This is a genomic window from Gramella sp. MT6 (assembly GCF_019357415.1).
Taxonomy (GTDB): Bacteria; Bacteroidota; Bacteroidia; order Flavobacteriales; family Flavobacteriaceae; genus Christiangramia.
Genome location: NZ_CP048410.1, coordinates 569,052 through 586,662, shown reverse-complemented (window position 1 = coordinate 586,662; position 17,611 = coordinate 569,052). Strand labels below are relative to the sequence as shown.

The window sequence follows — 17,611 nt, the reverse complement described above, 5'->3', positions numbered from 1 at the left end:
TATAATTGAAGTAAGATGTTTATTTCTTATTGACCTCACAGATGTATTTATTGATCGCCATGGTCATACTGGGTGTTTCAGGAGTTGGAGCTTTAATATTAACAGTTAGACCGTGTTCTTTCGCCGCTTTAATAGTTGTATTACCAAAAACAGCTATACGGGTATTATTTTGTTTAAAGTCCGGGAAGTTCTCGAAAAGAGATTTGATTCCGCTTGGGCTAAAGAAAACAAGAATATCATAAGTTACATCCTTCAGGTGAGAAAGGTCACTTACTACTGTTCTGTAAAACACTGCTTTTTTCCATTCTACTCCTAATTTGTTCAAAGTTTTAGGAACATCTGGCTTCAGCATATCTGAAGACGGTAAAAGGAACTTTTCGTTCTTGTATTTCTTGATAAGAGGCGCAAGTTCAGCAAAAGTTCTCTTCCCAACATAGATCTTCCTTTTACGGTACACTACATATTTTTGCAGGTAGTAGGCCACGGCCTCACTCAGGCAAAAATACTTTAAAGTGTCTGGTACCTTGTATCTCATTTCCTCGGCAATTCTAAAGAAATGATCCACAGCATTTCTACTAGTAAGTATGATGGCTGTATGATTTGCAAGATCAACTTTTTGCTGTCTTACTTCTTTAGAAGGAACTCCTTCTACATGGATAAAAGGGATGAAATCAATTTTAACTTTTTGCTTTTCCTCTAGCTCAAAATAAGGTGAATTTTCGACCTTAGGTTCTGGCTGAGAAACCAAAATTGTTTTCACTTTCATATATTAAACTTTATTAGGTCCTCTTTAGTTTGTAATTAGCTTATACAAAATTATATAAGGGGCGATTTCAAGTGCGCAAAGGTACAAAATAAAATAAAACCAATTGGCGCCAATTGCACTTTGATTTCTCCTGTAAATGATAATAAGCCCGATAGCGTTAGCAATAATTGCAGAACCGCCTATTATGCCTATTATAAGAGCTGTAGGGTAGAATGTGTAAATTAAAAATAAAGATGCGAATAAAAGAAATATGGAAATGAAATTTCTATAACTAAATTTCTGAAAAATATAATAGTCTATTTTCTCATCAATTTCGAAGATATTTCCAATGATCTTTTCAATTCCAGCCTTGATAAGAACAAAACAGAAGTATGCTGTAAAGATCCTTATAAATGTAACCAGATCTGAAGTTTGATCTTCCTGGAAGTAGCGGTAAATGATAAAAAGAAATATAGAAACTGAAACCGCCTGAAGTGTTAGTAATAAAATGTTAAAACCATGAAAAGCTTTATTCTCCTTTCCCTTAAAGGCTATAAATTTGCCCGAGGTCAGTAGCGCGGTAAATTCCTCAAAACGTTGGGGAAACAAGATCTTGGCAACTACCAGAATAACAAAACAGGATAGGAAAAGAATGGTGATCCAGTCTTGATATTCATAAATTCTCTCAGTTGCCTGCATGAAATAATTTTTTACAAATGTAAAATTTTGCCCCTTATTCGGGTCGCTGATCATAAAGATTTGAAATTTTAATTTGCATACATTTGTGCAAAATATTTGGGAATGGGAAATGGGATAATTATTATACCCACCTTTAATGAAATAGAGAATATAGAGCGCATTATAAGGAATGTGTTCTCGCAGAGACGTAAATTTCATATTCTGGTTGTAGATGATAATTCTCCCGATGGCACTGCTACCAGGGTTAGAACCCTTCAGGCAGAGTTTCCAGAGAGATTGTTCCTTGAAGAAAGATTGGGAAAAGAAGGCCTGGGCACCGCTTATATTCACGGTTTTAAATGGGCTTTAAAAAGAGAGTATGATTACATTTTTGAAATGGATGCAGATTTCTCTCATAATCCCAATGATCTGGTGAGGTTGTATAATACCTGTAAAAGGGATGGAGCAGATGTTGCTATTGGTTCCAGGTATATAACCGGAGTGAATGTTATCAACTGGCCCATGAACAGGGTATTAATGTCCTGGTTGGCATCAAGGTATGTAAGATTTGTGACCGGCATGGATATCCAGGATACCACCGCCGGGTTTGTTTGTTATAAAAGAGAAGTGCTGGAGGCAATAGATCTGGATAAAATTCAGTTTATAGGTTATGCTTTCCAGATCGAGATGAAGTTTAAGGCGCATCTTTTAAAATATAAAATAGTTGAAGTACCGGTAATATTTACAGATAGGACCCGGGGAACTTCAAAAATGAGCGGCTCCATTATTTCTGAAGCCGTATTTGGGGTAATAAAAATGAAGCTTAAAAGTCTGTTTAACAGGAAAAAGGTCTAATGAAAAAGGTACTAATCAAGAACGCTAAAATAGTTAACGAAGGAAAGATTACAGATGGGGATGTATTCGTTGAAGATGGTATAATAGTAGAGATCGCTGAAAGCATTAGTGCTAAATCACCTGATGTAAATATTTTTGATGCCGAAGGCACTTATTTATTGCCGGGGCTTATAGATGATCAGGTGCATTTTAGAGAACCGGGGCTAACTCATAAGGAATCTATAGAAACAGGTTCCAAAGCTGCTGTGGCTGGAGGGATCACCTCTTTTATTGAAATGCCGAATACCCTTCCTCAAACTACCAATATGAATGAGCTGGAGGAGAAATTCAGAATAGCTTCTGAAACTTCTTATGCCAACTACTCTTTCATGTTTGGTGGGACTAACGATAACCTGAGTGAGATCGAAAAGATAGATCCCAAGCAGGTCGCGGCCTTGAAGTTGTTTTTAGGATCTTCTACCGGAAATATGCTGGTTGATGATGAAAAAGTGCTGGAGCAGATCTTTAAAAAATCTCCTGTTTTGATCGCTGTACATTGTGAAGATGAGGCGACCATCAAAAAGAATCTTGAAGAATGTGTGAAGAGATATGGGGATGATATTCCTATCGAGCTTCATCCAAAGATAAGAAGTGCTGAAGCCTGTTATAAATCTTCTTCTAAAGCAGTAGCTTTAGCTAAGAAAACAGGAGCCAGATTGCATGTTTTCCATGTTTCTACAGCCAAAGAACTAAGTCTTTTCAGTAATAAAAAGCCACTTAAGGATAAGAAGATCACAGCTGAGGTTTGTATACATCACCTATGGTTCAATGATTCAGATTATGCCAAAAAAGGAACTTATATAAAATGGAATCCTGCGGTAAAGACCAAGGAAGATCAGGAAGCTTTATTAGAAGCTTTGAACGATAACCGACTTGATGTTCTAGCTACAGATCACGCTCCTCATACTAAAGAGGAAAAGAAAAATGTTTATACCAAGGCTCCAAGTGGAGGTCCTCTGGTTCAGCATGCTTTACCTGCTTTGCTTCAAATGCATCATCAGGGCAAAATTACCCTTGAAAAGATCGTTGAAAAAGCATGTCATAACCCTGCTATTCTATTCCAGATAGAAAAAAGAGGATTTATCAGGGAAGGTTATAAAGCAGATCTGGTACTGGTAGATCTTAATTCACCATGGGCGGTACAGCCAGATAATATTTATTCAAAATGTCAATGGTCACCATTTGAAGGAACTACCTTTAAATCCAGGATCACACACACATTTGTGAATGGTAACCTGGTGTACAAGAATTTCAAACATACTCCATTCGCCAAGAATGCTGAAAAATTAAGTTTTGACAGATAATTTCAGAAATACTGTTCTGTATCTTTTTTTATTCTTGACCTTAGTGTCCTGCCAGGATCTTAAGAAAACAGAGAAGCCGGATGATCTCATTCCTGAAGATAAAATGGTGGATGTTTTAACTGAATTAGCTTTGGTTAATGCTGCGCGTAATTATAGTAAACCAAAACTGGAAAGCACTGGTATTAATCCAGATGAGTATATCTATGAGAAATTCAATATAGATAGTCTCCAGTTTGAAAGAAGCAATGATTATTATACCGAAAAATACGATCAGTATGAGCGCATCTATGATAGCGTGAAAGTTAGGTTACAAATCATTAAAACCAGACTGGATTCCTTGCGGGAAATAGAAGTAAGGATAGAGGATAGTATCAAACTGGCCAGAAAAGATTCTTTGAGGGAATTGGATTCGTTGGAAGTGGATTCCTTAAAACTTGATTCCATAAAATCTTTAAAAAAGGATAATTTAATTCAGGATAAAGACAGCCTTAATGCTCCCCCGGTGAAGTTCGATAGTGAATCAAATAACCGCAGGGATTAATTTTCACTTCTGTAAATTTCGGCTGTTTCCATTAATACCTGGTTAACCGGGGTAAATTCAAAATCTAAATCGGTTTTGATTTTTGAATTGCTATAATATGTTGCAGAAAAAAGACCATTAATAGATGATCTTGTAATTTCTCTTTTAGCACCGAACAAACTTCCAATTTTTTGAAATATCCATCCCAGAGTGACCATCCACTTGGTTAACTGTTTATTAGGTTTAGGTTTATTCAAATAATCTGCGGTATTCTTCAGGACCTTCTTAAAACTCAGATTTTCTGAAACAAGAATGTAATTCTCATTTTTTATAGGCGAGTTCATAAGTTTTACCATGCTTTTAACCACATCTTTCACTCCTATAAATCCGCTAATTTTAGGGAAATGATATCTCAATCCCTTGTCGATTCTTGTGAAAATTTTCCCGCTGCCAGAATCCCAGAATCCTGGTCCAACGATGATTCCTGGATTCACGATCACGGCATCAAGCCCCTCCTGGGTTCCTCTCCAGACTTCTATCTCTGCACCATATTTTGAAATGGCATAATCATTATGGTGCTGTTCAGGATTCCATTTGGCAGTTTCAGTGGCTTCTTTAGCATTTAAATCGGAGCCTATGGCCGCGACACTGCTCACATAACAAAGTTTTTTGATCTTGTTGGATATACAGAGATTTACAATATTGGCGGTACCCTCTATATTGATCTTGCGAAGTTTCTTTTCATCTGAAGGGTCGAAAGAAATAAGAGCCGCACAGTGGTATACATATTCTACTCCATTAAATGCTTCTTCCAAAGCCGGGATATTATTGATATCTGCCTGTACCCAATCTATTTTATTGAAAAGAATGTCAGCTGTGGCAGAATCAGAATAATAACCAAAAACCTTTCTTACAAGCCTAATATCGCTTGTAGGTCTTATAGCTGCTCTAAGCCTTTCGTATTTTTGCGCCAATTCATATAATAGATGGGCGCCAACTAAACCAGTTCCTCCTGTTACCAGAATCATGTGGTAAATATAGCTAAAGCACTTAGGAAAAATAAGAGTAAATGGTATCTTTACGGCTATTTTTTATCTGAATTTTTAAAATATGGAAAAGAATTTCGTTGAAGAGATCACCTGGAGAGGCATGTTGCACGATACCATGCCGGGGACTGAAGAACACTTAATGGAAGCTATGCGTTCTGCTTATGTTGGGATAGATCCAACAGCAGATTCACTACATATAGGCCATTTAGTAGGAGTGATGATGTTGAGGCATTTCCAGCTTTGCGGGCATAAACCCTATGCTTTGGTTGGAGGAGCTACAGGAATGATCGGCGATCCTTCCGGGAAATCGGCAGAGAGAAATCTCCTGGATGAAGAAACTTTAAGGCATAATCAGAATGCGCTTAAGGAACAATTATCCAGATTTCTAGATTTCGATTCGAAGAATGACAATGCCGCGGTCCTGGTAAATAACTATGACTGGATGAAAGATTTCTCTTTCCTTGAATTCATCAGGGATGTAGGGAAACATATTACGGTGAACTATATGATGGCAAAGGATTCTGTAAAGAAGCGTTTGTCTTCAGATTCTTCAGAAGGAATGTCTTTTACCGAATTTACCTATCAGTTGGTTCAGGGATATGATTTTCTTCATTTATTCAGAGAATACGGTTGTACCCTACAAATGGGGGGAAGTGACCAGTGGGGAAATATTACTACAGGAACTGAGCTTATAAGAAGGATTGGCGATGGGAAAGGATATGCACTTACCTGTCCTTTGATCACTAAGGCCGATGGAACTAAATTCGGAAAAACCGAAGGAGGTAACGTGTGGCTGGATGCTAACAGGACTTCTCCATATAAATTCTACCAGTACTGGTTGAATACAAGCGATGAGGATGCTGAAAAGTATATTAAGATCTTCACCTTGCTTAGTAAGGAAGAGATAGATGCTCTCATAGAAAAGCATAGAGAGGCGCCCCACCAAAGGGAGCTGCAAAAAGTTCTTGGTAAGGAAGTGACTACTATGGTTCATTCTGAAGAGGAATATGAAAATGCTTTAGCTGCTTCTGAAGTTCTATTTGGTAAAAGTACTGCCGATGATTTCAGAAAACTGAACGAAGTAACTTTCCTTGATGTTTTTGAAGGAGTACCACAGGCAGAGGTAGCCCTTAGCGAAATAGAAGCCGGACTGGATATGATAGGGGCGCTTTCAGCCAAAACCGGATTTTTAGCATCTAACGGGGAAGCCAGAAGAGCTTTAAAAGAGAATTCAGTTTCAGTGAACAAAGAAAAGGTGAAGGAAGATTATACGATTTCTACTTCAGACCTTATCAATGGTAAATATGTAATTCTAAATAAAGGAAAGAAGAACACTTATATTATCAGGGCAAACTAAATGATATAGGCTTGATCCGTGTCGGTGGTTTTTACGTAGATCTTAGTAGTAAGAAACTACATGAGTAACACGAAAGCTGAAAATATTATTAGTTATATAATTATCACTCTGGCGATCTGCATGATAATTTATATTGCTTTTATTCGATAAATATTTATTCCCCTGGATTGAAATCAGGGAAAATACAAAAGCCTTCAGGAGAAATCCTGAAGGCTTTGCAACTAACTAACCAATCTAATATGAAAAATTTTCACTTAGCCACAGAATGAAAACACTTGGGATGTTATTTTGCATTCTGCACTAGTTGTGTCGTAAAACTTTCATTTACTTTACACTAAGTTTGAAAATTTTTAAAGTAATATTAGGTTGCATCCTCTAACGTCACTGTTATCGAACCTTCCGAGGATTTCGATCTGATCATTTTTTTTACGTCCAAGGTCCTGAGTAGCAATAAAAGAGCATGAATTAATATTGGCGAGGTCTATTACATTGATTCCTCCGGTCTTTCCATTCTGAAGAAACGTTAAAGCGTCTTCCGGATCCCTGATAAGTATATCCATCCATGGGGGGCATTCAAAAATTCCTTTTCCTGTAGAATAAGCCTGAGAAAGCAGCTCGGTCATACCATATTCACTATGGATCTTATCAACTCCAAATCCTGCTTTTAGTTTATCATGAAGTTCCTCTCTTATCATTTCTTTCCGGCGTCCTTTCATCCCGCCGGTCTCCATAACTATAGTGTTTTTTAAATTAAAATGTTCCATTTCAACTAGATCCAGAAGAGCGAAAGAAACACCGATTAAAAACACTTTTTTTTCATTTCTATCAAGCTGTTTTAGTTTGCCAGATAACTCTTCCAGGTTGTTGAGGTAAAAACCACTTTCCTCATCTTTTGAATGGTTTATTAGGGAGTCTACCATGTAAATAAGTGAGGAACCAGTTCGTTCTAAATAAGAAGGTAGTAAGGCTAAGAAAGTATATTCCTCAGGTGAACCATAAAATATTCGGAATGCCTCTAAAAAGCTTTTTTCATATAATCTAAGATCGCTTACATAATGCTTACTGGTAGTTGATCCTGTAGTCCCGCTGCTGGTGAAGGTGATCTGTGGCGGTCTGTTGCCACTGATCAATTGTTTCCTTTTAAAGAACTCTATAGGTAAAAAAGGAATGTCACTTATTGTTTTCACCGAGTTAGGATCCTTGCTTAGCAGGATACAGAAATCACGATAAATATTGTTGTGTTCGAATTGATATTTGAAGACCTCCAGGCTCAGAGCTTCAAAGTCTGATTGTGTCGAAATTTCAAAAATTTTATTTTCTAACATAGAGAGGCCTCGAAGATTTCATCAAAATTAAGGAATAAAAAAAGCCTCTGAAACAGAAGCTCGTCAAAAAAATAAACGTAGAATCTTATTTTACCACTAATTTTCTGGTAGCTCTCGCTTTACCTTCCTGGATCTTCAGGATATAAATTCCAGGAGTTAGAGAAGAAACGTCCATTTCTCTTCCTCTAAGTCGAGTCTTCTGAACAGGTTTCCCTAAAACATTATAGATCTCTATTTCCTTATCCTGATTTTTGGTGCTGGAAATATAAACTTTTCCACCAGTTACAGGGTTGGGATAAATCGACAAACCTTCAATAGGGATTTCGGTTCGTTGTGGCGCACGAGCAGATTCCTGAGCGTTCACCGGAGCGGCGATCATCAGGAAACAGAAAAGAAAAAAGGTAAATAGGTACTTTTGCTTCATTCTTTGTGATCGAGGTTTAAACAAACATACAAATAAAATTTCAAAAATCTTGCCATTAAATTTATCTAAATATAAAAAAATATAATAAAAAAAAGGGTTGCACGTTGCAACCCTTTTAATTTGGCTAATTATTGATGTTCAAATCATTACAAAATGATGTTTCGATTATATTGCCCAGTCAAACATAGCAACATCTACAGTCGCTTCGGCATCATATGCAGCTTCTACATCTACAACATTTCCGTCTATGGTAATACCAGAAAGATCGGTTCTATTGTCGTCTGTGATATCGATAATTGTTTCGTAACCCGATAGTGATAATCCTTCGATCACCGCTCCAGAAGTAGCTTTAAACTGTAGTGCAGTTCCTCCTGTTGTTGATACCGCAGTGAAATTGATGACCCTTGGAGACGCATCTCTTTTGTCTGCCTCGATAGCAGTAGAGAAGTTGTCTATGGTGTGGCTAACATAAGTGTTTTCGATAGTACCATTCCATCCTTCGGTCCAGTCTACCGCGTCATCTTCGTTATTTTCCAGGTATATATTTTTAACGGAAACAGTTCCTCCAAAGAATTCAACTCCATCATCTGCTCCGTTCATGATCGCGATGTTTTCGATAGTTGTTCCAGATCCAACAGCATATAATGAAAGACCGTTGTATTGAGATTCAGCATTAATTGCTGCGCCGGCATCCTTTAGAATTAGGTAATTGATAGAACCTGAATTGTCCTCATCTTCTGTACCACCATAAAGGATTCCGCCAACTTCAGCAGTAGCATTAATACCTTCGTCTGTAGAAGCTTTTCCAGCGATCACAAGACCACCCCAGCTTCCAGCTGTACCAGAAGTTGATGACATAACTACAGGATTAGATTCGGTTCCATTTACTTCGATCATTCCTCCTTGTTGAACTACGATGTAAATGTTCGTAGCATCGGTTTCGCTGTCGCTTCTGGCAGTGATCTGAGTTCCTGCAGGAATGGTAAGTTTTGCCCCATCTTCAACAGAAACAGTACTGCTAATTACATATTCATTATTTGCATCAAGCGTAAGGTTTCCTTCTACAGTAGATGGTAAAACTGAAACCTGACCTCTGTTTGAGATCCAGTCGAACATAGATGCATCTACAGTTGGATCACCAGAGTAATCAAGGTTTAGATCAACCGGAGCTCCATTTAAGATAATTCCTGAAAGATCTGTTCTATTATCATCTGTGATATCTACCGCAGTATCATATCCAGAAAGTGAAAGTCCTGTGATCGTAGCTCCGGAAACAGATTTGAATTGTAGTGCAGTTCCTCCTGTTGTTGATACCGCAGTGAAATTTGTGATCATTGGATTTCCATTCTCTTTGTCTGCTTCAATAGCTGTAGAAAAGTTTTCTATAGTGTGAAGAACATAAACGTTATCTAAAGATCCACTCCATCCTTCGGTCCAGTCTACCGCGTCGTCCTCGTTGTTTTCAAGGTATAGGTTTGAAGCTGAAACGGTACCACCAAAGAATTCAACTCCGTCATCTGCTCCGTTCACTAAAGCAACGTTCTGAATAGAAGTTTCAGAACCTACTGCGTAAAGAGACAATCCATTGAATTGAGATTCAGCATTGATGGCTGCACCTGCATCAGATAATACAAGGTAATTGATAGACCCAGAGTCATCTGACTCATCTTCACCTCCATAAATAATTCCTCCAACTTCTGCAGTAGCGTTAGATCCTGCAGCAGTAGGTGCATTACCAGCAATGATCAAACCACCCCAGGTTCCTGCCTCTCCGCTTGCAGATTTCATTACTACAGGAGCAGATGAAGAACCCTGAATGTCTATTTGTGCTCCTTTTTGAACAACGATATAAACGTTGGTTGCATCACTTTGGTCTGTATCTGTATCTGCTACGATTTGAGTTCCAGCTGGAATTGTAAGAGTCGCACCAGCTTCTACTGAAAGAACTCCGGTAAGGCTGTATGTTTCAGAAGCATCAAGGGTTCTGTCTTCATTTACAGATCCGTTAAGTTCTACGTCTTCAGATGGTATTTGTCCGCTGTCATCTGATGGATCAATCGGCTCAATGCTATTATCATCACTACACGATGTTGCAAGCAATCCCATTGAGATCGCAGCCATTAACATGATTTTTTTTGCGTTTTTCATAATCTTGGTACTAATTTTTAAAAAATGGTTGTGGTTATATTAAATTCTAATCGATTAAAAAGAATAGTTTACTCCAAGGCTTAAAACAGCGCCCCGGTCATATGATCTTACTGTTTGATTTGATGCAGGAACGTTTCCTGAAATCGGTCTAATTTCTTGGTATCTTTCGATCTCAGGATTCAATAAGTTCTGTCCTCTGAATTCTAAAGACCAGTTATCATTAAGCTCTTTAGACATGATAAGGTCCAGGGTCACAAAACCTTTTTCCATGATCTCATCGTTATACTGAATATCTATCTGGTCTAATCTCTGGCTCTCTGGGTTACCCAAAGCAAAGATTTTATCTGATGCATAAGCTCCAACAAGAGTTGCCGTGAAAGGATTCTCCGTTTCTGTTGAAACATTTAAAGAGGCATTGAAGATCCAGTCTGATGCTCCCTGAAGTCCAATCTCCTCTTTTCCGTTGTAACGGAATGTTCTAATAAAATCACCATTCTCATTGTATACATCTTTAAGATCCTGCTTATGCCACATTCTGGTCACGTTACCTGTTACGGCCACGTCTAATCCTGATTCATTTTCGTTCTCGATGACATCCATTCTTGCTTCAAGCTCCAATCCGTAGATATTCGCTTCGTCTCCTGCATTGAAGTAAGAGAATACCGGAGCAGAACCTCTTTCTCTTGCCTTGTTGATAGGATCGTTGATGTTCTTGTAGAACCCGGTAAGGGAGATCAATTCACCTGAACTTGGGAAGATCTCATATTTAATATCAAAATTGGTGTTGGTAGAAGCTTCCAGCTCTGGGTTACCTCTGGTGATCAAACCTGTTTGAGACACATATTCGAAAGGAGCGATCTCCTTGAATTCTGGTAAAGTAATGGTTCTGGATGCTGCCAGTCTTATGTTCGAATCTTCGTTTGGCGAGAATCTAAAGTTGATACTTGGGTAAATGTTTTCGTAAGACTTGTAAACAAAATTCGGAAGGTTTGACGGGTAGTTATTCACGTCGAAAACAACATCTATATCATCCTTCTGTACTCTTGCTCCTACGTTAAGGTTCCATTTTTCATTCCCATAGTTGAAGAATGCGAAACCAGATAATGATTCCAGGGTACCATTGTATAGGTCTGGACTAAGATCGTTTACGATCAGAGACCTGTTGTTGAAATTTTCTGTGGTGAAAATTCCGGTAAAATTATCTATGGATTCAGGATTAACAGTGTTGAAATCTCTTTCTTCAACTCCATAAAATTTTGAATAAAAGTCTCTTTCTTTATTTCTGAAGTTACCACCCAGTTTAATGAAAGCCTTCTTTTCTGATTCCTCGTCCTGGATAAAATTGTATTGATCCTGGATGAATGCGTTGATCTCGCGATCATCGATCTGCTGATTAGATTTTCTTTGCTGAAAAGCTCCTGTTTCACCCAATAAAATAGGCTCGGTTGGATGAAGGTTCACTTCGTTACGAATTCGGTTAGGCTCATCTGCATCTACCATATTGTAACCTGCTGCCCATTCGATCTCGTTCTTACTGTCCCACATTTCATGGAAACCATGTAATTGATTCACCCAAAGTCTTGTTTGTTTGGTATTCTGGTCACGAACAAATTGATTGAAATCATCATTTCTGTCGCTTTCTTCAAAAACGATACCTTCACCATTTCTACCACCTTCAAAAACTTCATCGGTTACTTTATTGATGAATAAACTGGTAGCCTTGATCCTGTTATTATCGTTGATCTGGTAGCCTAGATCTAAAAGCGCGGTATTATTATCAGTCTTTTTATAGTTGGTCGCATCGGTGAACCCATCTTCAAAATCATTATTTCGATAGTTGGCGAAGGTTCCCTGATTGTATTCGAAATCAACTGAATTGGATGCAGTGAAGAGAACTTCAAAATCTCCAAATTGCTTACCTGCAGTAAGAGCATATCTTCTGTTGATAGGTAATACGGCATTTTGTGGATCCCAGCTCTGATTGTTAAGAGCAAATTCGGTTGGAATATTTTGGTCGTAGAAACCAAAATATACGTCCTGTTGATTTGGAGAAACCTTGAAATTATTGAACTGCCCAACGGCATTCGTATTCGCTCCAAATCTCATTCCCAGGTCCAGCTCGCTTTTTCCTCTAAGTTCTCTGGAGGTAATGTCAATACTACCAGAAGCCTGGTCTGCAGAGTTCTCTGCAGAATAGTTCTTACTAATAGAAATATTCTGGATAACTCTTGTTGGGAATAAACCAAGGTCAATGTTCTTACGTTCCACATCGTCTGAAGGGATTGGAAGACCATTCATAGTAGTATACAGATATCTGTCGCCAAGTCCTCTCACAAAAATATCTCCTGAAGCTTCACTACTGGTAACTCCTGAAATTTTTGTGGTTGCTGTGGCGGCATCGGAAACTCCTAATTTGGCTAATTCCTGAGCCCCGATGCTTTCCTTGATATCTACTGAATTCTTTTGTTCTATAAGTAAAGCTACTTCTGAATCTCTTCTGGAAACAGTAGTAATCACAACTTCATCTAAAGCAGCTGCGCTGGAACCAAGCTCTGTATTTACCTCGGTCACTTTACCCGCTTCAACTACAACATTAGGAACTTCTAGAGTTTCATATCCAACAAAACTGAATACTACTGTATAGGTTCCTGGTTCTAATTTGTCTAATAAATATATTCCGTCATAATCTGAAGTTGTTCCTTTAGTAGAGTTTTTTAGTAACACGTTAGCGAAAGGTAGGGGCTCCCCATTCATTTCCTTGTCAGAAAGTTTTCCGCCGATTGCTCCGGTAGTAGCCTCCTGAGACTGCATTGTTGTTACAATAAAAATTAATGATAATAATAAGAATCGTTTCATTTTGTATTTGCTATAAAATCTCGCTGCAAATTAACGGTGAAGACACAAGGAGGATGTTACCTTAGAATTAATCCTTTGTCATTAAAGGGTTAGTTTAATGTTACTAATTTGTTAATGGGTTAATAGTTCAAATTATTGGTTAATTTTATGATCTCTTAACCACATCTTAATTCATTATGAAGAAAAAAGACATTCAAATTTTACTGGTAGATGATGAGCCGGATATCCTGGAAATAGTGGGGTATAATTTATCTTCAGAAGGCTACAATGTGATCACTGCAGATAATGGTGCAGATGCCGTTAAGCTGGCCAGGAAAAATAAACCCCATCTTATTATCCTGGACGTCATGATGCCAGAAATGGATGGAATCGAAGCTTGCGAGCAAATAAGGAAAATACCAGACCTTGAAGGGACGATTATCACATTTCTTACTGCAAGGGGAGAGGATTATTCCCAAATGGCAGGTTTCGATGCGGGTGCAGATGATTATATCACCAAGCCTATTAAGCCAAAAGTACTTGTTAGTAAAGTAAAGGCATTGTTAAGAAGGTATCGCGAAGAAGAGCAATCGTCTAACATTGTGAAATTAGGTGATATCACGATTAACAGGGAAGAATATAAGATCATCCAGAGGGGTGAAGAAATGGCCCTTCCCAGAAAGGAGTTCGAGCTATTGTCTCTGCTGGCTTCTAAACCAGGTAAAGTATTCAAGAGAGAGGATATACTGGATAATGTATGGGGTAACGATATTGTGGTAGGAGGAAGAACTATAGATGTTCATATTAGAAAGCTTCGGGAAAAAATTGGTGATGACAAGATCAAAACTATTAAAGGAGTAGGATACAAGTTCGTTGTTTAATGTCGCAAAAGTTTAAACGCTCATATAGATTTGCTTTAAGAACTGCTCTTTATATAAGTGTTTTTCTAACATTCCTATTGGGCGGATTTATTTTACTGGATTTAGAGACCGTCTGGATCACTCTATTAGTTTTTGCGCTTTTTTGCTACCTCTTTACTTTTCTTATTATTCAATACCGGGTGGAGCGTTTCATATACCGAAGAATAAAAAAGGTGTATGATAATGTCTCACTGCTGGATTCAAAAACCTTAAGACCAAGCCAGATCACCACAGATATGTCTTCCCTAACTCGTGAGGTGAAGAAATTTGCTGAAGACAAGAAACTGGAGATCGAAACTCTTAAAGTTAGAGAAGCATATAGAAAAGAATTTATGGGAAATGTGTCTCATGAACTTAAAACTCCACTTTTCACCGTTCAGGGTTATATCCTCACGTTGCTCGATGGAGCCCATAAAGACAAAGCTATCAGGAAGAAATATCTGGCCAGGGCAAATAAAGGTGTGGAAAGATTGATTTATATCGTGAAAGATCTTGATATGATCACCAAGCTCGAAACCGGGGATCTGCATTTGAGATATGAGACTTTTGATATTGTTGAATTGATCCAGGCTTCATTCGACCTTCTTGAGATGAAGGCGGCAAAGAAGAATATTACCCTAACCTTTGATATTGATTATGAAGAGCCTATTTATGTAAGGGCAGACCGAGAAAGAATACAGCAGGTGCTTACCAATCTTATCGTGAATTCTATTAAATACGGTAAAAAAGGAGGGACCACAGAGATCAGTATCGAGAATCTTATCAAGAACAAGGTAATTGTACGTGTAACCGATAACGGGGAAGGTATCGAGAAGGAGAATATTCCTCGTTTATTCGAACGTTTTTACAGGGTAGACAAAAGCGGTTCCCGTAAAGAAGGAGGTTCTGGTTTGGGGCTTTCTATCGTTAAACATATTCTGGAGGCTCACGATGAAAAGATCTATGTGGAAAGTGTATTTGGCGTTGGTAGCGAATTTTCATTCACCCTCGAAAAAAGCAAAGAGATCCCCGAAGACCGAGTGCTCCCCGAGATCACTTAATCCTGAGTAACTTTCTATTTCTTTTAATTTAGAAATGGAAAATTTATTCTGATAACAAAAAGGAGCTAATCGTAAACTTTCCATTCTTTGAGCCAGGTATTCCTGTTCATTTTGTCCCGGAGTGGGAATGAAAAATGCCTTTTTTCCTAGTTTGGCCAGGTCCATTAATGTGGTGTAGCCTGATCTACAAATGATATACTTACTTGCATTAATAGCTTCTTCCAGGGATTTTCCAAATAAATAATTACTGATTTCGATATTTGAATTCGGAAGTTGATTATGGTCTTCTGAAATTACTCCGTGAATAAAAAAGACTTTGGAATTCGAATATCTGAATTCTTTCAGAAGGATTTCTTCAAGCATACCACGTTGAGGTTCTGGACCACTAAGTAAAATGAGGTAATCATAAATAATAGGAACCTTCCTTTTTTCAAACCTTGATAGCGGGCCAATGTATTTTATATTTCCAGGTATTGAAGAGGCGTGGCCCAGGATTCCGCTTAGATTATTATTTCCTTTAGCATCAGGGATCCAGCATTCATTAAATTTTTTGATATATCGCTGCTGAATAAAACTACTCAGAAAAGTAGTGTTACCGCTAAGTACATTTATCTGATGGGTTATGAAAACATTGGTTTTCAGTTGATCACTTCTAACTCCCCACCGGTTATCAGAAATTATTCCTTTTAGATTATACTTCTGGACCAGTTCTTTCGTAAGCTCATTTTCCGCTTTAATATTTTTGATTATCCGCCGGCTATCTAAGAGGAGCTTCCATTTTAAATTACTTCCTTTTTTTGTGTATTCAATATTATATGAAGGTAGGTCTTCAAATATTTCGTTGGGAAATTCCTTTTTTAGAAGTTGAAGCGCTTGCCCATCTGAAGCGATGATAGGTTCAAAATTATGCTCTTTTAATTGCTGGATAATGGGAATGCATCTGGTTGCGTGACCAAGACCCCAGTTAAGCACGGCCACCAATATCCTCTTATTTCCCATTTTACAAATATATTATTATCGGCAGGTGGTTGATTTTCTTTAATTTTGCCAAAATATTAAATTTTAGTGGGAAGTAAGAACAAACTCAAGCGCTTTAAGGAAAACGAGAAATTCGATAACGTGATCCAACCTTCCAGAGAGGAGCTTACAGATAATCTATTTGAACTAAAGGGCAGATGGAGTCAGGATTTTTTTAAGAATGATCATCCAATTGTTCTGGAACTAGGCTGCGGCAAAGGAGAATATACGGTCGAGTTGGCAAGGCAGAATCCAGAGAGGAACTTTATAGGGATAGATATTAAAGGAGCCAGGTTCTGGCGTGGAGCAAAGACAGCCATCGAGGAAGATTTGAAAAATGTAGCCTTCGTACGCACCCAGATCGAGCTTATTGAGCATGTTTTTGCGACAAATGAAGTAAGTGAGATTTGGATCACTTTTCCAGATCCTCAGATCAAGTATAAAAGGACAAAGCATAGACTCACCAATACGGAATTCCTTCAGCGATATAAAAATATCCTTAAAGAGGATGGCCTAATGCATTTGAAGACCGATTCAGAATTTATGCATGGCTATACTCTTGGTTTGCTGCATGGAGAGGGACATGAGATCCTGTATGCTCACCATGATATTTATAAGAATGAATATTCTCCAAAAGAAGTAACAGGTATACAAACTTTCTACGAAAAACAGTACCTTGAAAAAGGTAAACCAATTACGTATATTCAATTCAAGATTAAATAAGATTTATTGGAAGAAACAAAACTTTTCCTAATCACGTATTTCGCAGCATTTATTGGAGTGGTTCCGCCGGGATTGGTGAACATGACCGTAGCCAAAACCTGTGTTGAGAAAGGGAAAAAAAGCGGGTTATTTGTGGCAATAGGTGCTGGGGTCGTTATCCTGATCCAGGCCTTTATTGCTGTTTTACTTGCTAAATACATTTTTGATCATCCGTTCATTAGGAGAATGATCCTGAGAGGTGGCCTGGTAGTTTTCTGTATTCTCGCGGTGTATTTTTTTATCAAGGCGAGACACAAAAGAGGGGTGAATCATAATAGGCAGAAGGCACAGGCTCAGAGCTTGTTCAAAGGGATGTTGATAGCTGCTCTCAATGTTTTTCCCATTCCATATTTCGTGGCGATCGCCGGCGCGATGGATCTAAGTGGAGGAATGGAATATGATTGGTCTCTTATAGTTTCCTTCGCTTTTGCTGCAAGTTTAGGAAGTTTTACCTCCCTCTACCTGTATGTCGTACTGTTCGATAAAATTGAAAAGAAGGCTGAATCTTTTGCTAAATATTCCAATTATTTCATGGCCGGTCTAATGCTGGTTCTTATTGTAGTTGCCTTAGTTAGAATATTAAATTCCTGAAA

Annotated in this window: 16 protein-coding genes; 8 read left to right on the top strand and 8 right to left on the bottom strand. The window is 38.1% G+C overall.

The window, feature by feature from the left end; genetic code table 11:
- Window positions 1-19: 19 nt before the first annotated feature.
- Window positions 20-766: a uroporphyrinogen-III synthase gene (locus tag G3I01_RS02600; protein ID WP_219550786.1), complete on the bottom strand. Its 747-nt coding sequence runs from the start codon at window positions 764-766 to the stop codon at window positions 20-22.
- A 24-nt stretch (window positions 767-790) separates the two neighbouring features.
- Window positions 791-1,444 carry a DUF4271 domain-containing protein gene (locus tag G3I01_RS02595; RefSeq protein WP_219550784.1) on the bottom strand — a complete coding sequence of 218 codons (654 nt, stop codon included), beginning with the start codon at window positions 1,442-1,444 and terminating at the stop codon, window positions 791-793.
- Window positions 1,445-1,546: 102 nt separating this feature from the next.
- On the opposite strand from G3I01_RS02595, the gene G3I01_RS02590 reads away from it, so the two are divergent.
- From G3I01_RS02590 to G3I01_RS02580, 3 genes are read left to right on the top strand one after another with little or no spacing between them, the layout of a single operon-like run.
- Window positions 1,547-2,278: a polyprenol monophosphomannose synthase gene (locus G3I01_RS02590; protein ID WP_219550782.1), complete on the top strand. Its 732-nt coding sequence runs from the start codon at window positions 1,547-1,549 to the stop codon at window positions 2,276-2,278.
- Window positions 2,278-3,621 (top strand): dihydroorotase, encoded by a 1,344-nt coding sequence (locus G3I01_RS02585; protein ID WP_219550780.1) that lies wholly within the window; start codon window positions 2,278-2,280, stop codon window positions 3,619-3,621. The genes G3I01_RS02590 and G3I01_RS02585 overlap by 1 nt, the downstream gene beginning before the upstream one ends.
- On the top strand, window positions 3,611-4,162 hold the full coding sequence (locus tag G3I01_RS02580; RefSeq protein ID WP_219550778.1) for a DUF4296 domain-containing protein: 552 nt from the start codon (window positions 3,611-3,613) through the stop codon (window positions 4,160-4,162). Before G3I01_RS02585 ends, G3I01_RS02580 begins: the two co-directional genes overlap by 11 nt.
- Here G3I01_RS02580 and G3I01_RS02575 read toward each other — a convergent pair.
- On the bottom strand, window positions 4,159-5,169 hold the full coding sequence (locus tag G3I01_RS02575; protein WP_219550776.1) for an NAD-dependent epimerase/dehydratase family protein: 1,011 nt from the start codon (window positions 5,167-5,169) through the stop codon (window positions 4,159-4,161). The two genes, G3I01_RS02580 and G3I01_RS02575, sit on opposite strands and share 4 nt — an antisense overlap.
- An 82-nt stretch (window positions 5,170-5,251) precedes the next feature.
- On the opposite strand from G3I01_RS02575, the gene tyrS reads away from it, so the two are divergent.
- Window positions 5,252-6,547 carry a tyrosine--tRNA ligase gene (gene tyrS, locus G3I01_RS02570; protein ID WP_219550774.1) on the top strand — a complete coding sequence of 432 codons (1,296 nt, stop codon included), beginning with the start codon at window positions 5,252-5,254 and terminating at the stop codon, window positions 6,545-6,547.
- A 350-nt stretch (window positions 6,548-6,897) separates the two neighbouring features.
- Here tyrS and G3I01_RS02565 read toward each other — a convergent pair whose 3' ends face one another.
- The 4 genes from G3I01_RS02565 to G3I01_RS02550 all read right to left on the bottom strand — a co-directional run bounded on the left by G3I01_RS02565 (window position 6,898) and on the right by G3I01_RS02550 (window position 13,300).
- Entirely contained in the window at window positions 6,898-7,872 is a 975-nt protein-coding gene (locus G3I01_RS02565; RefSeq protein WP_219550772.1) for an acyl transferase, read from the bottom strand.
- An 85-nt stretch (window positions 7,873-7,957) separates the two neighbouring features.
- Window positions 7,958-8,296 (bottom strand): T9SS type A sorting domain-containing protein, encoded by a 339-nt coding sequence (locus G3I01_RS02560; RefSeq protein WP_219550770.1) that lies wholly within the window; start codon window positions 8,294-8,296, stop codon window positions 7,958-7,960.
- Between the two features lie 165 nt (window positions 8,297-8,461).
- On the bottom strand, window positions 8,462-10,444 hold the full coding sequence (locus tag G3I01_RS02555) for a hypothetical protein (RefSeq protein ID WP_219550768.1): 1,983 nt from the start codon (window positions 10,442-10,444) through the stop codon (window positions 8,462-8,464).
- A 54-nt stretch (window positions 10,445-10,498) separates the two neighbouring features.
- Window positions 10,499-13,300 (bottom strand): TonB-dependent receptor, encoded by a 2,802-nt coding sequence (locus G3I01_RS02550; protein ID WP_219550766.1) that lies wholly within the window; start codon window positions 13,298-13,300, stop codon window positions 10,499-10,501.
- Window positions 13,301-13,476: 176 nt separating this feature from the next.
- Between G3I01_RS02550 and G3I01_RS02545 the strand changes: the two genes are divergently transcribed.
- Together G3I01_RS02545 and G3I01_RS02540 are read left to right on the top strand one after the other, a co-directional pair.
- The gene (locus G3I01_RS02545) at window positions 13,477-14,160 is read left to right on the top strand and encodes a response regulator transcription factor (protein WP_219550764.1); all 684 of its coding nucleotides are present in this window, start codon (window positions 13,477-13,479) and stop codon (window positions 14,158-14,160) included.
- On the top strand, window positions 14,160-15,239 hold the full coding sequence (locus G3I01_RS02540; RefSeq protein WP_219550762.1) for an ATP-binding protein: 1,080 nt from the start codon (window positions 14,160-14,162) through the stop codon (window positions 15,237-15,239). Before G3I01_RS02545 ends, G3I01_RS02540 begins: the two co-directional genes overlap by 1 nt.
- On the opposite strand, the gene G3I01_RS02535 is transcribed toward G3I01_RS02540, so the two are convergent.
- Window positions 15,177-16,238 (bottom strand): glycosyltransferase, encoded by a 1,062-nt coding sequence (locus G3I01_RS02535; protein ID WP_219550760.1) that lies wholly within the window; start codon window positions 16,236-16,238, stop codon window positions 15,177-15,179. The genes G3I01_RS02540 and G3I01_RS02535 overlap by 63 nt on opposite strands.
- Window positions 16,239-16,304: 66 nt before the next feature.
- Between G3I01_RS02535 and trmB the strand changes: the two genes are divergently transcribed.
- Window positions 16,305-16,979, top strand: coding sequence for a tRNA (guanosine(46)-N7)-methyltransferase TrmB (trmB, locus tag G3I01_RS02530; protein WP_219550758.1), 675 nt, complete (start codon window positions 16,305-16,307; stop codon window positions 16,977-16,979).
- A 6-nt stretch (window positions 16,980-16,985) separates the two neighbouring features.
- Window positions 16,986-17,609 carry a LysE family transporter gene (locus tag G3I01_RS02525; protein ID WP_219550756.1) on the top strand — a complete coding sequence of 208 codons (624 nt, stop codon included), beginning with the start codon at window positions 16,986-16,988 and terminating at the stop codon, window positions 17,607-17,609.
- The last annotated feature ends 2 nt before the right edge of the window (window positions 17,610-17,611 follow it).

Bases quoted from the DNA above. Each gene is read 5' to 3' on its own strand.
- G3I01_RS02600 (WP_219550786.1), bottom strand. From the start codon at position 766: ATGAAAGTGAAAACAATTTTGGTTTCTCAGCCAGAACCTAAGGTCGAA.
- G3I01_RS02595 (WP_219550784.1), bottom strand. From the start codon at position 1,444: ATGCAGGCAACTGAGAGAATTTATGAATATCAAGACTGGATCACCATT.
- G3I01_RS02590 (WP_219550782.1), top strand. From the start codon at position 1,547: ATGGGAAATGGGATAATTATTATACCCACCTTTAATGAAATAGAGAAT.
- G3I01_RS02585 (WP_219550780.1), top strand. From the start codon at position 2,278: ATGAAAAAGGTACTAATCAAGAACGCTAAAATAGTTAACGAAGGAAAG.
- G3I01_RS02575 (WP_219550776.1), bottom strand. From the start codon at position 5,169: ATGATTCTGGTAACAGGAGGAACTGGTTTAGTTGGCGCCCATCTATTA.
- tyrS (WP_219550774.1), top strand. From the start codon at position 5,252: ATGGAAAAGAATTTCGTTGAAGAGATCACCTGGAGAGGCATGTTGCAC.
- G3I01_RS02565 (WP_219550772.1), bottom strand. From the start codon at position 7,872: ATGTTAGAAAATAAAATTTTTGAAATTTCGACACAATCAGACTTTGAA.
- G3I01_RS02560 (WP_219550770.1), bottom strand. From the start codon at position 8,296: ATGAAGCAAAAGTACCTATTTACCTTTTTTCTTTTCTGTTTCCTGATG.
- G3I01_RS02555 (WP_219550768.1), bottom strand. From the start codon at position 10,444: ATGAAAAACGCAAAAAAAATCATGTTAATGGCTGCGATCTCAATGGGA.
- G3I01_RS02550 (WP_219550766.1), bottom strand. From the start codon at position 13,300: ATGAAACGATTCTTATTATTATCATTAATTTTTATTGTAACAACAATG.
- G3I01_RS02545 (WP_219550764.1), top strand. From the start codon at position 13,477: ATGAAGAAAAAAGACATTCAAATTTTACTGGTAGATGATGAGCCGGAT.
- G3I01_RS02540 (WP_219550762.1), top strand. From the start codon at position 14,160: ATGTCGCAAAAGTTTAAACGCTCATATAGATTTGCTTTAAGAACTGCT.
- G3I01_RS02535 (WP_219550760.1), bottom strand. From the start codon at position 16,238: ATGGGAAATAAGAGGATATTGGTGGCCGTGCTTAACTGGGGTCTTGGT.